We start from the raw sequence: 23387 nt of genomic DNA on the forward strand, positions 1-23387 counted from the left end.
TCCCCTCACGGGTTCGAACCGTGGACCCTCTGATTAAGAGTCAGGTGCTCTGCCAGCTGAGCTAAGGAGAGATTGTCAACGAATATATGATACACTACTCTTCCAAAAAAATCAAGTCAATTTACATGGAATAATATGAAAAAGTTTGATATAATATGATGCATAAGGCGGTGAGGGTATGTACAGGCAATCTATTAATAGTATAAAAGTCGTCATTATTCCTTTGGATGGAGTTATTTTTGACTTAAATAGATTTAGATATAATTATTATCATCATTTATGTGACAATAAGAATATACCAATCAGTAAAAAAGATTTTTATCCCCATCTCTCTAATATGTATGATATGTATAAAGATCTTCCTCTTGATGGAAAGATAGATACAGGTCCTTTAAATGCCAAAATCGAAAGAGAACTGATGCAGTATCTAGATTACAAAGGTTTAAAACCTAATGAAGGTTTTTTAGAATTATTAGAATATCTTCATCAAAAGGAAATACAAGTTGCCGTTATTTCTACTCATAGGACAAAAGATGCAGTCCATTATTTACAAGCAGCTAAAATATATAATAAAGTTCACTTTATTATTGGTAGTGATACTTCTAGTATGCCATTACCTTCAACGCAAATGCTAGAGACAATTACTAATCATTTTCATGTTCATACTGTTGAAACACTCGTTATTTCTTCTTTTATGTCATTAAATTATGCTGCAAATGAATTGAATATGAATATTATTTATTGTGAAGACTTAATACCAGCAGGGAAACTTGAAATGGAAACATCTTACAAGATTTGTAAAAATCTATTTGAAGTTTTGAATACTCTGCTTTTTGATCAATATGAAGAAAGTGAAATGTATTCATCTATTCTTGGCATGAATGCTGATATGAGCTTAGATGAATTGAATAAAGTGAAAGATCGACTTGAACAGACTTATTGTAATGATCATCAAATTTTAGATGTTGTGAATAAAACTTATTCTTATTATGTTACACAGTTAAATCAACAGAATATTAAAGATGGAAGTGTTCTTTTTAAGAATGCTCCTCATAGAAAAAAATTTCAATTTAATGATGAATCTCAAACAATTCAGGAAACTCCACCTCAAGAAAGTCTCCTTGAAGAAATACAACATGTAGCTCAAAAAGAAGACATTGAACAAAACGAAATACATATATCTTCCTTAGATAATGAGGAAGAAGAAACACTTACTCGTTTACTTCAGCAAATTAATAAGACAGATGAATCTATTGAAAAAACACCAATGAAAGTTGTTACTGACTATCAGGAAATTGAAGATATAGTCAAAAGTTCTTATCAAGAGGATATAATTAATGAAGAACAACAGGAATCATTTTTTCTATCTTTAATTATTAATGTCCTCTATATTTTTGCAATATCTTTTCTGATTTTATTTATTGGTATCATTATTTATATAGCTTTTGTCAACCAATTTGCATCTCAAGATGGTATTTTCAAAATAATTTCTTCGCTCTTTCATATTTATTACTCATTTATTGAAGGTTTCTTTGCTTGCATACTAAATGGACTCCATGCAATCATAAAGTTTATCCCTTCCTATCAAGAATATGCAATGACAAATGCTTTCTTCTCTCTTGATGGTATTCCTTTATTAAATATTTTTGTCTTCCATGCATTGCTCATTAGTTCTGTTAAAATAATTATCTTTATCATAAAAAGGAGAAATGTTGATGAAGTCATTGATTAACAAAATTCAAGATATTGATATCCATATAGCTTTTTATATGACTCATTTTTACAAACATCATCTCACAAATGAAATCATGAAATTTATTAGTATGTGCGGTGACTTTGGAATGAGTTGGTTAATTGTTATCTTGATTACAAATATGATTGATCAAACAAGAACAATGTCAATTGATATGCTCATAGCCTTAATAGCAGCGACACTTATTGGACAGGTGACAATCAAATCCCTTGTGAGAAGAAAAAGACCATGTCATACATATCCTGAAGTTCAATTACTCATAACAACACCAAGTGATTTATCATTTCCTTCTGGACATACTACTTCATCTTTTGCTTGCAGTACTGTTATGATGCTTTATAATCCTATTCTAGGAATTATTGGCTATATATATGCAATATTAACAGCTATTTCAAGATTATATCTCTTTGTGCATTATTTGAGTGATGTTGTTACTGGTGTCATTCTTGGAATCACAATAGGTATCATTACATACTTATTATAAAAAAAGACTTACTTCATTCGTGTAAGTCTTTTAAAATATCATTAAGAGCATTGCGATGAAATTATTCATAGCATGCGACAAGATAGGAACATAAATATTGTTTCTCTTTTCATAAAGATAACTCAGGGCTGCCCCCATAAAGAAGTAAGAGAATATCTGGATCCATTCAGAAATATTTCCAGACAGAACGCTAATCATAACATGTACAAAACCAAAAACAAATGCAGAAACAAAATGAGCAAGTTTAGGGTTTATCTCATATACCCAACCAAATACTATACCTCTAAATATCATTTCTTCTAATAATGGAGCAAAAACAACAGTTGTCAGTGACATTAAAAGTGGATGTGCAGCAACAATAGTTTGAATCAGATTTTGATTTTCACTCGTTGAAGCTCCACCTAAAAGCAAAGTGATAAAACCACCAACAATACCTACTCCGTAGACCAATGCTGTTCCAATTAACAATCCATAGAGAAGATGACCTTTTATATCTTGTTTAAAATCGTGCCATTGTTCAATCATAGAATCCTTAAAAGTCAACCAAACAATAATCAACATGCCAAGATCAAAGAGTAAATTGACATAACAATTGATTGTACTTTCACTTAAAGTTAGTGAAAATGTTAAGATAATAAATTTTAAAAAGGCACTAATGATAATACTACCACAATACATATATAATGGTAATATAACAAGTAAAAACATCCATTTTGCTTGAGTATTAACTTTTCTTGTAAATGAGTTACTCAACATCTTGATATTCTCCCTGAAAACGTTGTTTTGGCTCTTCATAACGATAATAAGCTAATTCTTCAAAGAAAATAGCTTGAGATACCATATACTTTGGTAAGTAAACATAAATTGCAATTAACCCTGAAACAACACTTGCAATCAATGTTCCTAAAACAGGAATAAACATGAGTAATTCTCCAATTACGCCTTGTATAATTCCTACCAGTATCATCCATCCTAAAAACGAAAGTTCTAACTTAATCAAATCCCAGATATGATTTTGCATTAATGAAAATGACTCTTTTAATGCAGTCATTGTTGTCATATGGTATTGTTCCAATAAATAGGGCATAGCAAAGACAAACGCAGAAGCAACAACCATAACAATAATCATAATAAGAACAAACAGCAAAATAACAAGAACGAGTGATGGAACAGCTTGAATTAATGAATATAATACGTTATAGGTTCCACTCTGTGAAAATGCTGAATTTACAATAAGATAAGGTATTTCAGAAAAAACATTTCCAAAGAACATAATTAAAAAGAACATCATAATGAAAAGTAAAATAAATGCAACAACAAACAAAACCAACCCTGAAACAAGGTATGTAGGAAAAAGTTCTTTAAATCTTCTAAACCCTACAAAAGCATCATCATCACTTAAAGATTCAGAATTATTTCTAACAACCTTTAATGTTGTAACAATATAACCATGACTAAATGTTAAAAAAACAATTGTTAATACCAAAGAAATCAAAGAGATAAAAGTATTCTCTGAACCATTAAATAATGAAGGAATTAACCCTACTAATAACATAATGGTCATAATACGAATCACTTGCGGTTTGCAGTGAATTAATAACTCATCTGCTCTATTTTTAATACTTGAAATATTCATATTTATCACTCCTTTTAATGCATCATATTATACCATATACATTACTTAATGTCTAAACTTGTTTTTATAGCTATGTTGACTTTCTCCATTGTATCACTAGATAAGCACCCTAATCGTTCATCTATCCTCTTTTTATCAATAGTCCTAATCTGTTCTAATAAAATAACTGACTTTTTTTCCAAGAATATTGGTTCAATAATGACATGTGTAGGCAAATCATTTTTCGTCATTCTAGATGATATAGGTGCAACAATCACAGTTGTAGAATACTTATTTCCTTTATTATTCTGCAGAATCAAAACAGGTCTATATCCACCTTGCTCACTTCCAATAACTGGAGATAAGTCAGCATAATATATTTCTCCCCTATTCATAACTTTCCTCCTATACTTTTTAATAAAGCATATGTAAGAAAACTATAAAATATGATAAAGAACCAGTTTAGTTTTTACTGGTTCTATATCATTGATTTCGTATTTTAATATCTACTCTAATTTACATATTGATTAATATGAATCTCGCTGATTATCAACAATTTCTTTCATAAATTGAATAACTCTTTGGGTACTCATTCCATCTTGATATTTAAAAAATATATCCTTTAGTTCTTTCATATGTTCTACTTGACATATATCATTTTTAATTGCATTAACAATTGCATCTTCTTGATAACAAATTGGGCAATGTAAATCATTCAAGTCAACGAAAACACCTAAATATTGACTATATTCAATATAATCAGGTACATAAAATAATAATTTTTTTTCTAAAATCATATAATCAAAAATAATGGAAGAGAAATCAGATATCAAATAATCACATATACTAAATAAAGCATGTGTATCTTCATGATTCATATTATAGATACGTTCATGTTTAGCAAGTTGATAATCTCCCATTAATGGATGATATTTATAGATAATAATATAGTTATCTGGCAGTTGCTCAATAATTTTTAATGAATCAAATGGAATTGCTGTAAAACCTTTATAAATATTACCTCTAAAGGTAGGTGCATATAAGATGATTTTTTTATCTTTGAGAAATGGATATTTATAAAGCATATCATTCTGACTATTTTCAAGCCACTGCTTATCAAACAACTCATCAGTCCTTGGTAATCCAATTGGTAAAACATGTGATTCAGGTATACTAAATGCCTCGCTATATGCTTTTTGCCAATAAGAAGATGTTGCTAAAACATAATCATAGTTTGCAATAGGATATTGTCTTTCAATAGCGTTACCAAATTTTTTAACAGCTCCACATGCATGCCATACTTGCAACACAATGACACCTTCTCTTTTAAAATGAGAAACTACATAATTATTATCATGTAATAAAACAATTTTTGAAGTATTAATCAAATAAAGTTGTTTCATACAATTGATAAAATAAAGAAATTGTCCCCATAAATCTTTATGATACTTAATTAAACATAGATGAACATCAAACTCATTTAAATCTAATTGATCATAAATTAATTTAAAATCTGATGTTAACTGATCAGATTCTAATGAGATAAATGTAACTTTATTTGATTTGATCTTAAATATAGATATAATAAGCGATTCAATTGTTAATATAAAATTTAAAATCAATTTTTGAATTCCCATAATTTTCTCCTTAATAACTGTTCTCATTCTAACATTTTTTAAACAACAAGAAAATAGAAAAAATCCTATATTTTCATAGGATTCCTTATCATATATCTTTAAATACAATATCAATAACTTTTTGAGCACAATTTCCTGTTTGTTCTGAATTAAAACGTTCGTTAAATATCTTTAAATAAGAATAATCATAAACATTATTTTTAATATCTAATAACATTTGTTTTTCATATTCATATATTTTCCCTGGTAATTCTTTATAAATATCCAAATAGAAACCTCTCAGTTCCCCTTTATATTCATCAATATCATACATATAAAAATAAATAGGCCTATTTAATACAGCATAATCAAAAAACACGCTTGAATAATCAGTAATCAATATGTCACTCAACACATATAGTTCATTAATCTCAGCATTAGCTGAAATTGAATATAAAAATCCATCTAATGAATGATCATTCTCATATTTATTAATGATAAGATAATGTGGTTTAAAAACAATAACATACTCATCTCCTAAAATATCCTTCCATTTATGGAAATCTGCTTTCAAATCAAAAGTATATCCGGCAGCTACAAAAGAATTATCTCTCCATGTTGGAGCATATAAAATTATTTTTTTATCCATTGGCAAATGAAATTTATCCTTCAATGATTTTACATCATCTGCAGTTGCATTTGTTATAAAATCATTACGTGGATATCCAGTCTCAATGAGACGCTCTCTATTAATTCCAAAAGAAGTTTGAAAAACTTCAGTACAGAATTTATTTGGAGAAATCATATAATTATATCTTGCTACATCAATATCATATGATTGACACATACTTTCAAAAGACATAGCAGAGCGATAGAAAGTTGCATTATCAGATGCAATAATATCATGCCCTAATCGTTTTAAAGGTGTTCCATGCCATGTTTGTAAATAAATCTGATCTGGTTTCTTACATATATATGTAGGCAGTTTACAATTAATAATCCAATATTTTGCTTTTGACATATAGTAAAAATATGGAAGACTAAAATATTCTTTAACTTCTGCACCTGGTATTTCTATGTTCTTTTGCTTATGATTCTTAATAAACCAAATAAATTTGTAATCTTTGAATCGTGCATCTTGGCGCATTTGCTCATAAATAGCCCTTGGATTATCTGAATATCCACGCCCATGAAAAGATATAAAAATAATAACTTTATCATCAATAGATATTAAATTATATGTATATCTATAAACTATTCTAATTATATTAGCTACTATTTTTTTAACAAATCGCAATAAAAACATAAATACCCACTCCTATCTTTGATTATGCTAACATTTTGTCACTAAAAGAGCAAGGTTTTTTACAGCATAATCATACTAATCTTTTTTCCATACAGAAGCCTTTTTCCAATATTCAAATGGAACCATTTGTCTCCAAAATGCATCAATTGACTTCATTTCTGCTTTATATATTTCTAAAGTATTATTTTTTTTCATAATTTCTTCTTCTGTTAAAGATGGTTGTAATGTTTCAGGAACTTTTCCTTTTTCATAGAACTTCCCAAAGTAACTAAGAAAATTATATTTATTAAGGGCTTTAGCACTCTTTGTAACAATTTTGCTTGTAAATTTATGATGACGATGGCCCGTTTCTCCAATTGGGCTATGTGTAGCTATTGTTTCCCATTCTTTAAACCCTAAAACCATATCCACATCTTTACGTACACCTTCTTTATTATGTTCCCAATTGCTTTTAGTTCCATTATTTAAATCAGGATATGACAGAATAATCCCTTTAGCTCCAATATACTCTATTGCTTTATAAAATTCATCTTTTCTCACTTCATTAAAACTATTAGTCAAACAAAGAATAAAATATTTATCTCTCAACAGATGTCCACCACCCCATAATGTTTCATCATCCGGATGTGCAACAATCATGATTTTATTACATTCATCAATTCCAGCAGCTTCTAACATTTGTTTTGTTAAATACCCTATAGTTTTTGATACATATATCTTATGTTGTATTTTCTTTCCATTATCCCTAGCTGTAATTGTTATTGTTGTCAAACCTGGTCTTAATCCACGAACCACTCCTTTGTCATCAACAGAAGCTATAGTTGGTTCTGATGAAGAAAAAGATAAATCCTTATTATTAACACTTTCAGGATTTATAGATACTGATAGTTTCATTGTTTCTCCTTCTTCTAAAGTAGATTTAATATTTTTATCTAAACTCAAACTTTTAACATGCTGTACTTTTTTTTGGGATTGTATTTCAATATTTTTATAAATGTCTGTATTCTCAATATTTAAAATAATTTTTGTAATTCCTTCTCCTTTTATATAAAGAGTACCTTGTTGATCAACATCAACAATATTAGAATTTGTACTTGAATAAATAATCTTATTTTTTTGAAATAATTCATCAAGATCAATTCTTAATTGTTGTTTGCTGTCAACTTCTTGAATCTGTGATAAATCACTTTTAATATTTATATGCCCAAAACTATCAAATAAATTATCTTTAGTAACACTTAATTTTATTTTTGACTGTTTTTTATTTTTATGACTTCCTGCATATACTATCGTCTTTCCAATCTTCTTAGCTAATACATTACCATTCTCATCGATATCAGCAATAGCTGTATCCTCAATTGAATAAATGACTTGATTATTTCCTTCACCTTTAAATCTTGCTTCTAACCTCTTTACTTCCCCAGCTTTCAAACTTATCTCTTCAACATCATTTCTAAACTCAACATCATTTCTAGGAATAAAAAGATACAAAATAACACTTCCTATAAAGAATATTCCTAAATATATTAAGAATATTTTATATTTCTTTTTTAATCTTAATTTTTTCAAATATATTCCCCCTTGACCATAATTATTGTAATATCCTTATATGTAATTTCTGTGAAAAAAACAATAATTTCTGACTTCATTAATATATAATTTTTGAATATATATCCCCGATATAAATGTAATCACCATAAATAAAACTCTTGACACAAAATAAAATGGATAAATTCACTTAAATACAAAAATATGAAACTATCAATTACCTATCATTTATAGGAATATACTTTACAAATCCTATCGATAATTCTTAAAAAATCATGAAATAATAGCTAATTCATTTCAAGTAGGCATTGAAAATTTCAAGATAAGAAATTCAAATTTTAACCATTATTAATTTTATTATTAACATAGAAAAGGGAATATTGATAAATAAATTATATAAAGATTATATCTCCCTATTCTTTCCTGCTCATAAATAGCAAAATGAGGCTGCACACTTATAGTATCTTTAAAAAAATTTCATATGCAATTTTAAAAAATCAATATCTTTCTTATAATATTATATAATTCACCTTCAACATTTTCTACAAACTGTAATAATAAGATAATCTTGTAAAACAAATAAAAAGTATCTTGTTTCTAAGAAAAATTTTTATTGGACATATGGTTTTACACATATTATAAGAAATACATATTTTCTATATATAAACCAAAAAAGTGAATTTTTGCAATATAAATATTAGATTATTTCCACTAAAACTTTATAGGTTACTTGAAAATTCATAAAGTCATCTTAATAGCACAAATTATTAAATTGGCTATTCATTAATGAATACTAGATAGCAGCATTTTAGTTTAATATCATCTTTTTTATATGTTATCTTGGAATCTGTTTATAAATCATAAGTCCTTTATTAAGAAGCTATTAATAAATCTTACGTTTAAACTACTCAATATCATAAAAAGTAATAAATATCCTTCTCAAAACCTAACAACAATAAATACATAATTAATCCAAAAAAAGTAGCAAATAGACAGTTACAAATTCATAATAATTTTATAGTAAAAATCCATATTAAGCGAATAATAAGATTATGAAATAAATAATTTGTATAATAAATAAAAGAACAATATATTAAAAAATCTAGAATACTCTTTTTTAGAATACGCTAGACTTTTATCAAAAAATATAGTAAGTATAAATAAATTAGTGGAGAAATGATAAGTTTTAATATAAATTAGATATCCAAGAAAAGTTTTTTCTTTTTATACACTATAATTAATATAGTTACTTTTTATTAATAGTTGAAAATGCTTTAAAAACTCTTTGTAAAAAACATGATGGATTTTTACGATATTCTATTTCATCAATAATGATATTTGGCAATAAATTATCAAACGCTCTCATTTGTAATCGCTCAATTTTAATAAAAGGCAGATATTTTGATAACCCGATTTTAATTCTCTCAAATAGTGTATAAGCTATACTTTGTTTAACAATAATATAATCAACTTTATCATTATATTCATAGAGAAGTGATTCTCTTAATAAATAATTAAACTGACTTTTCATAAAAACTATAACAGGATTTTTTAATTGATGAATTTCTCTTAGTTGATTATAATCTTCTCTCTTTACAATTTTGGGTGCAAAATATAATGTATGATGAACATCCTTATTATATGAATAGTCAAATACTTGTAAATCATTTTGATTATCGTCAAAGAAATACTCATTTAACTTTTGAGTACAATCTAACGAATCATATTGATTAAACTGCAAATAATAGTCATTTAATCCATCATAATTATGAACACCTTTATTCTCTAAATGGATGTATTCAACAAGCTTATCCAAAGTATAAATTTTTTCAAATGGTAATGTTCTTGCATCAAAGTAAGTTCCTCGATCACTCATATATTCCTCATAGTCATACATGAATAAAACAATTGGTTTTTTCGTTATTGAGAAATCAAAAAATACACTTGAATAGTCTGAAATAAGAACATCAACACAGTTCAAAAACTCATAGTTATCTATATTAGGGAATGGAAAAATATGTTTATAACCATCAACTGGCACATCATCTTTAACTAATGAATGAAGATTAACAAACAAAATTTGATTATCATTTAATTCTTGATCTAAACGTTCTAATATTGCATTAACATCTTTTGCATAAAGTTCATTTACTGCAACATTACTTTGTGTACCACGCCAAGTTGGCATATATGCAAAAACTTCTTTATCCTCAAGATGAAAATTCATTCTTGTTCTTTTCGCTTTTTCAACATCCATAAAAATACTATTTCGTGGATATCCACTAACTATGGTTTTTCCAGTGAATAATCCAAATAAGTTATAATCCTCCATCATATGGGCCATTGTAAAATCGTTAGGATATAATAAATCTGTACAATGCAAAAAATTTCTTTGCATATTAGACATATCCTCAATCCCCTGAACCATTTTCTTTCCTAACGTTTTAAGTGGTGTTCCATGCCAAGTATTTAAATATTTTTGATTCTTGTGACGCATAAAATATGGTGGGAAAGAAACATTATTAACCAAATATTTAGATGTCGCAAGAACTTTGGCATAGCGAAATGAATTTAATTTAACTAACTCTACATCAAAACCATAATCATCAATCATTTTTTTATGAGTTTCATAATGTTGAGTCGTAAAATAAATTTTCATATTTTTACCAGATTCATGCAATTCTTTCATCATATAAAAAGGAGAATCTGAAAGGGTTGTTCCATGAAACGATTCAAATAAAACAGCTTTCTCATCTAATACACCATATTTGAGATAATGTGCATATATATACTTAACAAAATTATTCTGACTAAAGAGTTTTTTTAATTTCTTTGTGAAACTACTAACTTTTGCAAAAAAATGATGAATAAAATTCGGAATTAAAATAACATAATACCAATAAATTTTTGACTTCATTCTCCACTGCTTAAAAGGTTGATTAACATCATAATAAGTAAAATAATATGGGCTTTTTCTCCAGCCAGGAAAAAATGTATCAAGATGTTTAAATCCATCTTTAACAAACTTATACTTCATTTTAAAATCTCTATATTTTACAAATTCTTTAAATCTAAAAATTATATGGCGCATATTTATAAATAATAATTCTTCATAAAATTCTTCAAAAACTCCCAATTCTTTGAATCTCTCTAATAAAAGTTCTAACGATTGGAAAAGTTGTAATTGCTTTCTTGAATAAGTGGCAGTAATTGAACCTTCTCTTTTTAATACATAATATATAAGTGGTTCGTCAACTTTTGAAATTTTATTGGCACATGCAAGTAATGGATATGTTGTAGGAATATCCTCCCAAATCCACCCTTTAGGATATCGAATATTTGTTCTTTCAAATAATGAACGATGATATATTTTATTCCATGCATATGGTGAATTATTATGAATAAGTGTTGGACTATTCAATAAATCAGTATTATAGATATCAGTATTACCTTTTTGTAACCATTTATATGTCCCTTCTATTTCGTTCACTCCATAATAACCACAAACAACAATCTCAGAATGACTCTCAATAGCTCTATTATACATTTTTTCTAAATATGTTTCATCAACATAATCATCACTATCAATAAAAGAAATGTATTCACCTTTAGCATAATCAATACCAAAATTACGTGCATCAGATAAACCACCATTTTCCTTTATCAAAGATACAATTTTATTAGGATACAAAGAAGCATAATGCTCAATGATAGATTGCGAATTATCTGGTGATCCATCATTCACCAATATAATTTCTATTTCCTGTAACGTTTGATTAATTAAACTTTCTATGCACCTCGGCAAATATGCTTCGACATTATAGATTGGAACTATAACTGATACTTTAATATTTTCCATATTTATTTTCCTTTCATATACATATATACAGAAAAAATTATCTTAAAAAGATAATTTATCAACTTTATTTCAATTTGAGTTCTTTCTTGATTTTTGTAGTACTAATACCATCAGTCCTTGGAAGATAAACAACTTGACAATAATCTTTTAAGAAATCAAATTTCCCTTCCCAATCATCTCCCATTACAAAAATATCAATATCATGACTTTTAATATCATTTACTTTTTGATCCCAAGAATCTTCTGAAATAACTTCATCAACATACTTTATTGCTTCAACTATTGCCATTCTTTCTTTATCAGGAATAGCACATTTTTTTCCTTTGACTGCATTAAAGTCATCACTTGATACCGCAACTACTAAATAATCTCCTAAAGCCTTTGCACGCTTTAAAATATTTAAATGTCCAATGTGAAACAAATCAAATGTTCCATATGTAATTACTCTTTTCATTCTTGCCTCTTTCTCAATTACCCAAACAATTTACTAAAGAAACCTTTTTTATGATTATTTGGAATAATACGTTTTTCAAATTTCAAATCTCTTTCTTTCTTTTTGCTTTCATTATCTAGAGAATTATAATAATCAACATATGTAGCATAATGATCGCAAACCTCATTAATTTCACCGTACTCTTTAAGCATTCCACCTTCTATCCACATTGCTGTATCACAAAAATCACGCACTTGTGGTAAAGAGTGAGATATGAAAACAATAGTTTTTCCTTCTTTTTTTAGGCTCTTCATTTTATCAATACATTTTTGTGCAAAACCCTTGTCACCAACAGATAATGCCTCATCAACAATTAAAATATCAGGATTTAAACAAAGATTTATTGAAAAACCTAATCGTGATTTCATACCACTTGAATATTTTTTTACAGGTTGGTATAAAAAATCACCAATTTCAGCAAATTCAATAACACCATCCGTTATCTCTTGAATTCGTTTTTTAGATAATCCTAACAACGCCCCTTTTAATTGAATATTTTCCAAACCAGTAAGTTGTTGATTAAGACCAGTATTAATAGCAATTAGCGCTTGTTCTCCATTAACTATCATTTCACCTTCATCAACCTCACTAATTCCAGCCAAAATAATTGACATTGTTGATTTACCAGAGCCATTTGTTCCCAATATGCCAACTACCTCACCTTTTGGGATTCTAAAACTTATTTTTTTCAAAGCATAAAAGCGTTTATCAGTTAGATGTTTCTTATCCTTAGATTTTAAACTGTATATTTTTGAAACTTGCTTAAACTCTATTGCACATTCTTTTTCCACATTATCACCTCTATATCATATCAATAAACTTATGTTTAAATTTATACATCATATAACTTCCAAATGCAAATAACAAAATAGTAACAACCCAGAAAGCAATCATAGAATTAGTATATGAAAATATCCCTTTATGAAAAAAGAAACAGTCACGATACCCCTGTACTATATAATAAATTGGATTTGCTTTTAATATAAGTTTAACAATATGAGGTAAATTTTTTGGTATTTCCCACAAAATTGGTGTTAAGTATAATAAGAGCCTCATACATGCCAAAACCAGTTTTCTTGTATCACGAGCTAACATATTCAAAACTGAAGTCGTCATTGATAAAGATATAGAGAAAATAACAGCACAGAACAAATAATATATTAATTCAAACCAATGCAGGGATGGATAATATCCACCCATTATAAAGAGCACAACCAGGATTAACATTAAGCAAAGATGATTAAATAATTCCTTAATAACAACAGTGGCTGGAAGAATACTTACAGGAAATTTCATTTTTGTTATAACATTTACTTTTGAAAAAATAGCATTACATCCATTAGTAATACAAGGAGATATAAAAAACCAAACAACCATTCCTCCTAACATCCAGTACAGGTATGGAATATGGGAAACAGCTTTTTTTTGCATAATTAATCCAAATACAAACCAATAGGTTAAAACTTGAATAACAGGATTTGCAAAATTCCAAAACAATCCTAATTTTGAGTCTCTCATGTCAGCTACTAATTCATATTTAGAAATAGAATAAATTCTAAACAAATTTGTAAAATTCTCATGTAAGACATATTTCATACTTTTAAACATAAATTCTCCTCCAATAGAGTTACCTATTTCATTCCTATTTTACTTGTATAATCATAAAATTGCAATGTATTCATGATTATTTTTGAACAACAAGTAAAACACCAATAAAAATAATTGCCACTCCAATCCATCTCATAGCTGGAATTTGTTCATGAAACATAAACGCTGATACAATCATAACTACTGGAAATGCAAGTGCTTGAATTGGATATGCAAAGCTAATATCTACCTTACTCAATATGTATAGCCAAAGCATTGTTGTTCCAGCATATAGGCATAAAGCTACTAAAACAACTGGAGAAAACATTAATCGAACCATATCAGATATACTAGATAATGTTTTTCCCTGACTACCAACTTTAAATAATATTTGACCAGTAACCATTAAACCAGTATTTAGTAAACATAATAATGTCATTTTCATTGCGATTCTCCTCGTTCTTCTAATTGTCTTAACTTATATTCATAAATAGCCATTTTTTGAGCCATATCTCGTTGCTTTTCACTAATATCTGATAAGATTGTTGTCAAAGACATAACAATAATAATTAAAAAGAAAAATATTACTGCAAAAAGCCCGTTGGTAAACTCAACAATTCCCAACCAATGCAAAGGTGTTTCTAAAAGGGTTGGAAAAATTGCTATAAATAGCATAATAATTCCTGTAACAAACCACAAAAGTATATATTTTAAAGTTACTTTATTTTTTCTCAAAAGAGTAAATAAACAAATAAAATAAAAAGCAATTGCAATAATCATTGCGACTTGAAGTATACTATTCATTTTTTATGGCTCCTTTCGCAATGTTAATTTACGACAAATAATAGCTAATGAAACTTTTATCATATAATAAATAGATTTAAAACTATGTATAGAACTAGTTCCACCTAATCTTTCTCTCATCTCAACTGGTACTTCAATAATTTTTTGATGATGAAGAATAGCTGTTACTAATGCTTCAGGTTCAGGATAATCTTGTGCATAATCTTGCGCATAAATCTCAATTAACCCTTTATTGACAGCTCTAAACCCACTTGTAACATCATGTATTTTTTGACCATAAAATAAAGATATACAACCACTTAAAAGATTAATTCCAAATCTACGTAACCAAGAGGACTGAAAGCCCTCCTTTTCGATAAAGCGTGAACCTATGCAAGCATCAGCTTTACCATCTAATATTGGTTGAACAAGATTATGAATATATTCAGGGTTATGTTGTCCATCACCATCAATTTGTATAGCTATATCATATCCATTTTCTTTTGCAAATTTATAGCCAGCTTGGACTGCACCACCAATACCTAAATTCACTGGTAAGTCAAGATAGTTTGTACCATTCTTTTGTAAAATCTCTTTTGTATCATCTTTAGAACAATCATTGACAACAACATAATCTAAAGGCAACGGCAACTCTTTTAAACTCTTGATAACCTGAAGAATACTTTCTCTTTCATTATATGCCGGTATAATCACTAGAATTTTAGTCATTTTATTCACATCCTTTTTCAAACTGCATATGCAGAATATAGCATATTAAAATAGGTACAGATAATATCATTGGATAGATATATCTTAACATGGTGTTTGCTGGAGATAAAACACAAGTCAACAAAAGAATAAGTAATGGTGTATACATATAAATAAATTTCTTATTATGAGTATAGACAAGATATGCAATACTTAAAATAAGTAACCAAGTATAAAAGCCAATACTCTCAATTAATCCTACAATCGGTATATTTCGTACAAATTCTGGAATCGCATTAACAAATTCACGTATAGGTGTTAACAATTTTGGACTAGATACTCTATAATCCTTACCTGGAGGTGTAATTTCTGTATATGCTATCCAACTTTTTGCATCAGGATAGAAATAACCATAACAATTATTCATTGTTGCTTGAATATATACATCAGGATAAATAAACAACCATTTAGCCCAAACATTTAAGTATTGACTCATATCTTCAGACGTAGAATATTTCTTATAAGTTGCTTTAACCTTATCTGATAACTCAGGATTATATCGTTCAGCAATCTTATCATATGCAAGAACTTTATTGATTATATCTCTATCCTCTTGAGGAATTTCATCACCATGTTCCTTAACTAATCTGGCTGTCTGCTGAAAAGGAACTGAATACATTTCTCTTTTACTACCTGGAGCTATCTTCAAAGCTGGATATAGAACATTAGAAATTAATACTATAAATATAAATAAAGGAGTAAGTGTTGATATAGCAGTTTGTTTCCAGTATTTTCTATAAACAATTAATAAAACTATATCTGTTGGAATTAATATATACGACCCATTGTTTCTCAATAACATTAATAATAAATTTATCCCAGCAAAATAAAACAATTTCTTTTTTTGATTAAAAAATTCTTGAGGAGATTTTACCATCTCTAATAAACAAATCAAATATAATAAAAACACAAAGGCAAAATTAACATCTTTTAATGTTGTTACAGCATAATTCGCATTCATTGGTGCTAACCCAAAAATAAGCAATAACCCTATACGCAAATATTGGTGAACACCTATTTTTGCTAAATAATAAATAACATAAGATAGTACGAGGGCAAATAGAATAGCTTGACTATAACAAAATATAAATAATCCTATCCAAGGTAAATTAAAAAATGTTCCTATTTTCATACATCCAACGGCAAGTAAAGTTTGTAGAACTGGATTATTATTATTTAGTGTAACTGATGGATCAATGAGTGTAACAGCTCTTAAACTATATGTTTCATGTCCATAAAAACTATTTAACATATCAAAAAAATCATAATTTGTAATACCAGGAAAATTAGAAATTAATGATGGGGCCCAGAATAGCAAAATAATTGCCATAACAACTAAAATTGATTTCTTATTATCTGTAAACCATTGAAATTCCTTTGTTGATTGAATCATTTTACACTTTTTAAGGTATTTAAATAATAAACCTATAATAATTATAAACAAAACAGTATATCCAGTAAATAAAAAACATGCTTTTAAAACTGTTCTATAATTTTCAAAAATCAATCTCCAACTGTCCGTTTGTTGAAATGATTGTCCAAACACTTGAAAAAAGGCAAACAATATTGAAGGAACAATAGTACATTTTAGCAAATCTTTAGTCATAATTTGCTGATACTTTCTTACAAGAAAAACAGCAATCATAAATACACATAACATCAGTATTGATTGCCCATGAAATGACATCAAAAAGTCACCTAAAAGTATTTGTAATTTAAAACCTACATTTTGTAATAAATCTGCATCTGCTTTCACACCTAAATAATTACAAATTGATGAAAAGGAATTAATCTTTAATTGAAAAAACATAGGTGTTATCATAAAAAAAGAAGCAGTCAATATTTTTATCTTATGCCAAAAAAAGCCTTTATTATATTTCATAATATTTACCTCACTATAATTCTTATGCCATTTTACATCAATATTATACTTTATGCAATGATAAAGTATAATATATGGCTATAAGAATAGTATAATTCACATATCAATAAAATTATATTTAAAAAAGAATAAGTTTAGTCAATACTAAACTTATTTTTCCATCCAAGATTCATCATTTGGATTCTCTTTCCATGATTTCAACTTTATAAGATCGCTTTCTTGAATATATTGATTTTCAACAGCAACTTCAATAAGTGCATCATAATTTGTTAATGTATGGAAACTACACTGTTTATCATTAAAATTAGCAGTCGCTTTTGGTAAGCCATATGTAAAAATGGCAACCATTCCAATAACTTCACACCCAGCGTCTTTTAGTGCATCAACACATTCTAGAGAAGACCCTCCTGTTGAAATTAAATCTTCTACTACAATAACCTTCATTCCTGGTTTAACTAAACCCTCTATACGATTATTTCTTCCATGAGATTTGGCACCACCACGAACATACCCCATAGGTAAGCCTAAAATATTTGCAACTAACGCTGCATGAGCTATTCCGGCAGTTGCAGTTCCCATCAAACATTCACATTCTGGATAATACTCTCTAATTAGTTTTGCTAAACCTTGTTCAATATCATCTCTAACATTAGGATAAGATAATGTTAGACGATTATCACAATAAATTGGTGATTTTATACCAGAAGCCCACGTGAATGGCTCATTAGGTCTTAAAAAGACAGCTTGAATATCTAATAAATCTTTTGCAATTTTTCTTTCCATTTTCTACTCTCCTTGAAATTGTCTATATACTTCATAATAAGTCTGAACAGGATCCTTAGCACGAGTAATTGTTCTTCCTACAACAATATATGTAGAAGTTAACTCCTTTGCCATTGCTGGGGTTGTCACTCTTTTTTGATCATTAACACTATCACTAGCAAGTCTAATTCCTGGTGTTACAGTAATAAAATGCTCTCCCAGTTGTTCGTGAATAATTTTTGACTCAAGAGGTGAGCAAACAACTCCATCCAATCCAGCTATCTTTGCATTTTGTGCCCATCTTAATACGACATCAGGCAATGGATCGTGAATTAATAACTCATCATCTAAGACTTTTTGATCTAAAGAAGTTAAACATGTCACAGCTATACATAAAGGTCTTTTTCTATGAGCAGAGCCTTCTTCTAGTCCTTCCCTAGCAGCCTTCATCATAGCTATACTTCCAGAAGCATGAACATTAACCATATCCACATCCAATTTAGCCAATTGCTTCATTGCACTTTTTACAGTATTAGGAATATCATGTAGCTTAAGATCCAGGAAAATCTTATGTCCTCTTTTTTTGATAGACTTAATTATTTCAATACCTTCACCATAAAAAAGTTCCATTCCTACTTTGACATAAAGTTGTTCATTCCCAAACTGGTCCAAGAAATTCTCCACCTCATTTTTAGTTTGAAAATCTAACGCTATACAAATTTGACTTTCTTTCATAACAATCCTCCGCGATATATTTTTTTTATTATATCATATATTTTTAGAAAACAATAACCAAAATCATTATTTCTATAATGAATATCCAAAAATTAATAGTTGACTTACTGTATAATTAATAATAATGACTATAATATTTGAAAAAATTTATAAGTGTGATATTTAAAATATCTATAATGCCTATTACTAAATGTTCCCCAAAAAATTAATACTATCTTTAATTATTCTAATGATTTTTTATTTTTTTTCACTTAAATAAAATAGTCTAACTTTTGTCTCTAACTAAATAAGACTTCCAAAGATATCATTCTTCTCAAACACATTCACTTCTTTAACGCACTTAAATCCCTTAAGACTTTTAAAAGATTAAATAATAATCATTATAATTAAAAACAACTTCATTATTCAAAATATTACCTATAATTACGACTTTGAGTTAATCTAGGCGAATATACATTGACTCTAACAGATAATTATATAATTTCCCACTTTTATTTTCCTTGATATAGTGTATCAAGGAAAAATTATACTTTGTTTTTATATTTCAATTCTTAATAAGTTCTTTAATAAAATTGTCATAATCTTCATTCCAAGATGTGTATAAGGAATCATTCCTTTTATCTTTAATTTGATAGTTATTTTTTATATATTGTCCTAAGAAATGAGTCATTTTTGTTGCACCTGAATAATTTAAATGATTACCACCATCACGTGAATCAGATAACCAACTAAAACCTGTATCATATTGTTCAATATTCAAATCAATAAAGGGAATACTATATTTTTTAGCATAATCGCTTACTGTATTATGTCTTGCATAACTCCAAGAAGATTCAGATGGAAAACAGATAAATAAGATTTGACAATTATTCTCATATGCTAACTGAATAATTTTATTTAAATACTTTTTTGTATAAGATGAAACAGTTGTTCGGTTTTGACTTTTTTTCATATATGAGAAACCTGTTGTACACTTTTCAACTGTTTTATCATAGTAATAACCATATAATCTCATACGATTTTGTAAATATTCACTTTTCATATATGGTTCATCTTTAATTATGCTCCACTCCTCTTTATTTTCAAAAAGTTTATAACAATATTTTTGAGCAGTATATTGGTAGCCTTTTGAATCAATTTCTTCATACTCGCCAAAAAAAGCATCAACCTCTAATACCACCAACTTTGGTTTCTCAATTTTCAATACTTCTTTTAACATATAATAGGATAATTTTGTATTTTGTTTTGGTCCTGCTGCTACAAATGAGGTTATTCCTTGCTCATTCCATAACTGTAAAGAGTTCCATCCACTATAAAGATCACTATTTCCAATAGCCACAATATCTATAGAGGTATCCTTTGTATCTTTTACTTTATTATTCTCTGGTTTCTTTTGTGCTTGTATATATTGATTGTTTTGTTCTTCAATATTGTCATTTATATTAGTTAATATACGATATACATAATAAAAAGATATCATCAAAATAGACATTGCACAAATAGCAAAAAAAGCCATATGCATTCTATATTGTTTTTTTAAACGAAAATTCTTTTTTTTCATCTTTCTTATACTCCTAAATGTTTATGTAACAATCAGTATTATAACAAATAAATGTGTAAAACATATGAAAATAACATAAAAGTCGAAATGATTTTTGCTTTTACGTTATTTAATGTTATAATAAAATTTATAGAAAGTGAGGTCCAGTATGAATCGAACACGTTCCATTGTCAAACAAGCATCTATTTTAGCTATTGCTGGTATACTCGTACGTATCATAGGTGTTTTATATAGAAGTCCATTAAAAGCTTTAATTACCTCAGAAGGAATTGGTTATTATTCAACATCATATACCATATATGCTTTGATTTTATTAATCTCTTCATACAGTATTCCAACCGCAATATCTAAATTAATCTCTGAAAAACTTGTTTTGAATCAATATAATAATGTACAAAAAATATTAAAATGCTCTTTTATTTATATTTGTGCAATAGGGGGTGGAGCTGCAATTGTTACGTTCTTTATCGCACCATTTATTGTACAGGAAAATGCAGTGAATGCTTTAAGAGTTCTATGTCCTACCATTTTCCTATCAGGGCTATTAGGTGTATTTAGAGGTTATTTCCAAGCTCATCAAACAACCCTTTATACATCTGTATCACAAATTATTGAACAGGTTTTTAATGCTATTGTCTCTGTAGTAGCCGCTTATCTTTTTATCCAGCCATATTTAAGTACTGGTGGCAGTCCATTAGCTTCTGCTGGAGCAGCGGGTAGTGCTTTAGGTACTGGGGCAGGGGTTTTAATAGGTCTACTTTATATGACTTTCATGTATATGAAACGTAAAAATAATATAATTATCGAAAATGAACCTGATGATTACGAAGATTCTTACAAAGATATTTTTAAAATGATTTTAAGTATTGTAACACCAATTATTTTTGCAACGTGCATCTATAACCTTGTAACAACTATTGATATGTATATTTTCTATGCAGCAATGGGAACAGGTGTCAATGCAACAACATTATATGGTGTATACTCTGGTGAATATATTGTCTTACAGAACGTTCCTGTAGCTTTAGCGGCAGCTATGTCAACAGCCTCTATTCCTGCCATATCATCTTCTTGGTCTTTAAGAGATTACAGACAAACAAAAGAACATATAAGATCAGGTATTCGTATCACGATGTTAATTCTTATTCCTTCAGCGGTTGGCATGAGTGTATTGGCTTATCCAATTATTGGTATGATTTTTCCTCAAAAAGAAACAATCATAACTTCTACTATGCTTTTAGCTGTTGGAAGTCCAGGAGTTGTTTTCTTTGGATTGTCTACATTAACAAATGGAATCCTACAAGCTATTGGAGAAGTGAAAGCACCATTAAAGAATTCAGCTATCGCCTTAGTTTGGCATTGTATAATTACATTTGCTTTACTCTTTTTCACACCATTAGGTCTTTATTCACTCGTAATTGGAAATTGTATTTATGGTCTTCAGGTTTGCTATTTAAATCAAAAGTCTTTACGTAAAAAAACACATTATAAACAAGAAATTAGACGTACATATGTTTTACCATTACTTGCAGCAATACTTATGGGAATTGTTGTTGGAGCCTGTTATTTTGGTTTATTTATATTAACACGAAAGGTTTTTATTCCATTAATCATTTCTGTTATCATTGGAGTGATTGTTTACTTTACTGTAATCCTTTACCTCTATGCAGACCATCCACAAGAACTCTCAGCTATTCCTTATGTGAATCGTCTCGTTTATAAATTTAAGAAACGTTAACGCGTTTCTTTTTTTTACAAAAAAAAGAAAGATCAATCATAATCCTTCTCTATTTGTGCAATTGTATATCTTGCTTGAACTCTTCTTTCCTCTTCATCACTTTCATATGTAATAAGTGCTTTCCATAAAGCCCATCCCATTGCTCGATTTCGCATTGCTTGTGATAATCCTTTTAAAAAGACTTCGCGACCTTGACTATTAAAAAATGTCCATGCCATAGCATAATCACAGGCTGGATCACCAACCCCTAAAATACCAAAATCAATCACCGCACAAAGATGTCCGTTTTTAATTAATAGATTTCCAGGTGCTACATCACCATGTACCCACATATTCTTAATCTGCTCATTTGATGCCAATGCCAAATGCCATAAATCCAAAAGTTTGGCATTATTGATATTATTTGATAAGGTATTTAATGCCTCTACTGTTTCATGATTATAAACCTTTAAATTTCCACCACGATAAAAATTATGTTTACCAGCATCTGGTCCATTCTCACAAGGTATCTGTTGAAATTCATCTAAGAATTTTCTTAATTCTACGGCAAATATCTCTTGATTTTCAATATTATCATATGATAACGTTTCTCCTTCTAAATAACTTAAAATAGACCAAGGATATGGATAATACTCTGTCTCTTTCCCTAGATACAAAGGCTTTGAAATAGGTAAAGAGAGATGCTTTGCCAAATATAATAACCATTGGTTTTCTTTTTTTGCCTGCATCGCATAATCCTTTCCACTAGGCAATCTTATAATCATATCCTCACCTAAATGAAATGTTCTATTATCATGTCCACTTTTTTCAACTGGCTTGATATTCAATCCCATAAATTCAGGATATTGTTCATTAATTAATCTTTGTACCATTTCTATACAAATTTCCATTTTACCT

General features: G+C 28.3%; 21 protein-coding genes. 3 read left to right on the forward strand and 18 right to left on the reverse strand.

Annotation, left to right across the window (positions count from 1 at the left end; translation table 11 throughout):
* Nucleotides 1–178 precede the first annotated feature (178 nt).
* A complete protein-coding gene (locus AC5M21_RS09035; protein ID WP_117598715.1) occupies nucleotides 179–1732 on the forward strand; it encodes an HAD family hydrolase in 1554 nt (517 codons plus the stop codon).
* Nucleotides 1716–2237: a phosphatase PAP2 family protein gene (locus AC5M21_RS09040; protein WP_054325251.1), complete on the forward strand. Its 522-nt coding sequence runs from the start codon at nucleotides 1716–1718 to the stop codon at nucleotides 2235–2237. Before AC5M21_RS09035 ends, AC5M21_RS09040 begins: the two co-directional genes overlap by 17 nt.
* 30 nt (nucleotides 2238–2267) lie before the next feature.
* Here the strand turns inward: AC5M21_RS09040 and AC5M21_RS09045 are convergent, their stop codons facing one another.
* From AC5M21_RS09045 to AC5M21_RS09125, 17 genes are all read right to left on the reverse strand, one after another.
* Nucleotides 2268–2993 (reverse strand): CPBP family intramembrane glutamic endopeptidase, encoded by a 726-nt coding sequence (locus AC5M21_RS09045; protein WP_117598716.1) that lies wholly within the window; start codon nucleotides 2991–2993, stop codon nucleotides 2268–2270.
* Nucleotides 2983–3873 (reverse strand): DUF975 family protein, encoded by an 891-nt coding sequence (locus tag AC5M21_RS09050; protein WP_054688454.1) that lies wholly within the window; start codon nucleotides 3871–3873, stop codon nucleotides 2983–2985. Before AC5M21_RS09050 ends, AC5M21_RS09045 begins: the two co-directional genes overlap by 11 nt.
* Nucleotides 3874–3914: 41 nt before the next feature.
* Nucleotides 3915–4247, reverse strand: a complete 333-nt coding sequence (locus AC5M21_RS09055; protein ID WP_054688456.1) for a type II toxin-antitoxin system PemK/MazF family toxin — start codon at nucleotides 4245–4247, stop codon at nucleotides 3915–3917.
* A 132-nt stretch (nucleotides 4248–4379) separates the two neighbouring features.
* Nucleotides 4380–5489 carry a CDP-glycerol glycerophosphotransferase family protein gene (locus AC5M21_RS09060; RefSeq protein ID WP_117598717.1) on the reverse strand — a complete coding sequence of 370 codons (1110 nt, stop codon included), beginning with the start codon at nucleotides 5487–5489 and terminating at the stop codon, nucleotides 4380–4382.
* Nucleotides 5490–5577: 88 nt separating this feature from the next.
* A complete protein-coding gene (locus tag AC5M21_RS09065) occupies nucleotides 5578–6774 on the reverse strand; it encodes a CDP-glycerol glycerophosphotransferase family protein (protein ID WP_202086358.1) in 1197 nt (398 codons plus the stop codon).
* A gap of 75 nt (nucleotides 6775–6849) precedes the next feature.
* Nucleotides 6850–8343 carry an Ig-like domain-containing protein gene (locus AC5M21_RS09070; RefSeq protein ID WP_117598718.1) on the reverse strand — a complete coding sequence of 498 codons (1494 nt, stop codon included), beginning with the start codon at nucleotides 8341–8343 and terminating at the stop codon, nucleotides 6850–6852.
* A 1225-nt stretch (nucleotides 8344–9568) separates the two neighbouring features.
* Nucleotides 9569–12181, reverse strand: coding sequence for a bifunctional glycosyltransferase/CDP-glycerol:glycerophosphate glycerophosphotransferase (locus AC5M21_RS09075; RefSeq protein WP_160340821.1), 2613 nt, complete (start codon nucleotides 12179–12181; stop codon nucleotides 9569–9571).
* A 64-nt stretch (nucleotides 12182–12245) separates the two neighbouring features.
* Nucleotides 12246–12635, reverse strand: a complete 390-nt coding sequence (gene tagD / locus AC5M21_RS09080) for a glycerol-3-phosphate cytidylyltransferase (protein WP_054688467.1) — start codon at nucleotides 12633–12635, stop codon at nucleotides 12246–12248.
* A 17-nt stretch (nucleotides 12636–12652) separates the two neighbouring features.
* Nucleotides 12653–13465, reverse strand: coding sequence for an ABC transporter ATP-binding protein (locus AC5M21_RS09085; protein WP_054688469.1), 813 nt, complete (start codon nucleotides 13463–13465; stop codon nucleotides 12653–12655).
* A 10-nt stretch (nucleotides 13466–13475) separates the two neighbouring features.
* A complete protein-coding gene (locus AC5M21_RS09090; RefSeq protein WP_054688470.1) occupies nucleotides 13476–14282 on the reverse strand; it encodes an ABC transporter permease in 807 nt (268 codons plus the stop codon).
* A gap of 76 nt (nucleotides 14283–14358) precedes the next feature.
* Nucleotides 14359–14706: an EamA family transporter gene (locus tag AC5M21_RS09095; protein ID WP_054325259.1), complete on the reverse strand. Its 348-nt coding sequence runs from the start codon at nucleotides 14704–14706 to the stop codon at nucleotides 14359–14361.
* Complete coding sequence (locus tag AC5M21_RS09100; RefSeq protein ID WP_054688473.1) at nucleotides 14703–15065, reverse strand: DUF2304 domain-containing protein; 363 nt, start codon at nucleotides 15063–15065, stop codon at nucleotides 14703–14705. The genes AC5M21_RS09095 and AC5M21_RS09100 overlap by 4 nt, the downstream gene beginning before the upstream one ends.
* Before the next feature lie 3 nt (nucleotides 15066–15068).
* Nucleotides 15069–15773 carry a glycosyltransferase family 2 protein gene (locus tag AC5M21_RS09105; RefSeq protein WP_054688475.1) on the reverse strand — a complete coding sequence of 235 codons (705 nt, stop codon included), beginning with the start codon at nucleotides 15771–15773 and terminating at the stop codon, nucleotides 15069–15071.
* 1 nt (nucleotide 15774) lies between these two features.
* On the reverse strand, nucleotides 15775–17694 hold the full coding sequence (locus AC5M21_RS09110; RefSeq protein ID WP_117598720.1) for a DUF6020 family protein: 1920 nt from the start codon (nucleotides 17692–17694) through the stop codon (nucleotides 15775–15777).
* Nucleotides 17695–17844: 150 nt separating this feature from the next.
* Complete coding sequence (pyrE, locus tag AC5M21_RS09115; protein WP_054325266.1) at nucleotides 17845–18477, reverse strand: orotate phosphoribosyltransferase; 633 nt, start codon at nucleotides 18475–18477, stop codon at nucleotides 17845–17847.
* 3 nt (nucleotides 18478–18480) lie between these two features.
* Complete coding sequence (gene pyrF, locus AC5M21_RS09120) at nucleotides 18481–19191, reverse strand: orotidine-5'-phosphate decarboxylase (protein ID WP_117598721.1); 711 nt, start codon at nucleotides 19189–19191, stop codon at nucleotides 18481–18483.
* A 544-nt stretch (nucleotides 19192–19735) separates the two neighbouring features.
* Complete coding sequence (locus tag AC5M21_RS09125) at nucleotides 19736–20752, reverse strand: hypothetical protein (protein ID WP_117598722.1); 1017 nt, start codon at nucleotides 20750–20752, stop codon at nucleotides 19736–19738.
* Between the two features lie 148 nt (nucleotides 20753–20900).
* Between AC5M21_RS09125 and AC5M21_RS09130 the strand changes: the two genes are divergently transcribed.
* Nucleotides 20901–22490 carry a putative polysaccharide biosynthesis protein gene (locus tag AC5M21_RS09130; protein ID WP_493531485.1) on the forward strand — a complete coding sequence of 530 codons (1590 nt, stop codon included), beginning with the start codon at nucleotides 20901–20903 and terminating at the stop codon, nucleotides 22488–22490.
* A 32-nt stretch (nucleotides 22491–22522) separates the two neighbouring features.
* Here AC5M21_RS09130 and AC5M21_RS09135 read toward each other — a convergent pair whose 3' ends face one another.
* Nucleotides 22523–23380, reverse strand: coding sequence for an aminoglycoside phosphotransferase family protein (locus tag AC5M21_RS09135; protein ID WP_302280548.1), 858 nt, complete (start codon nucleotides 23378–23380; stop codon nucleotides 22523–22525).
* Nucleotides 23381–23387: the final 7 nt, after the last annotated feature.

This window comes from Coprobacillus sp. (genome assembly GCF_984815275.1).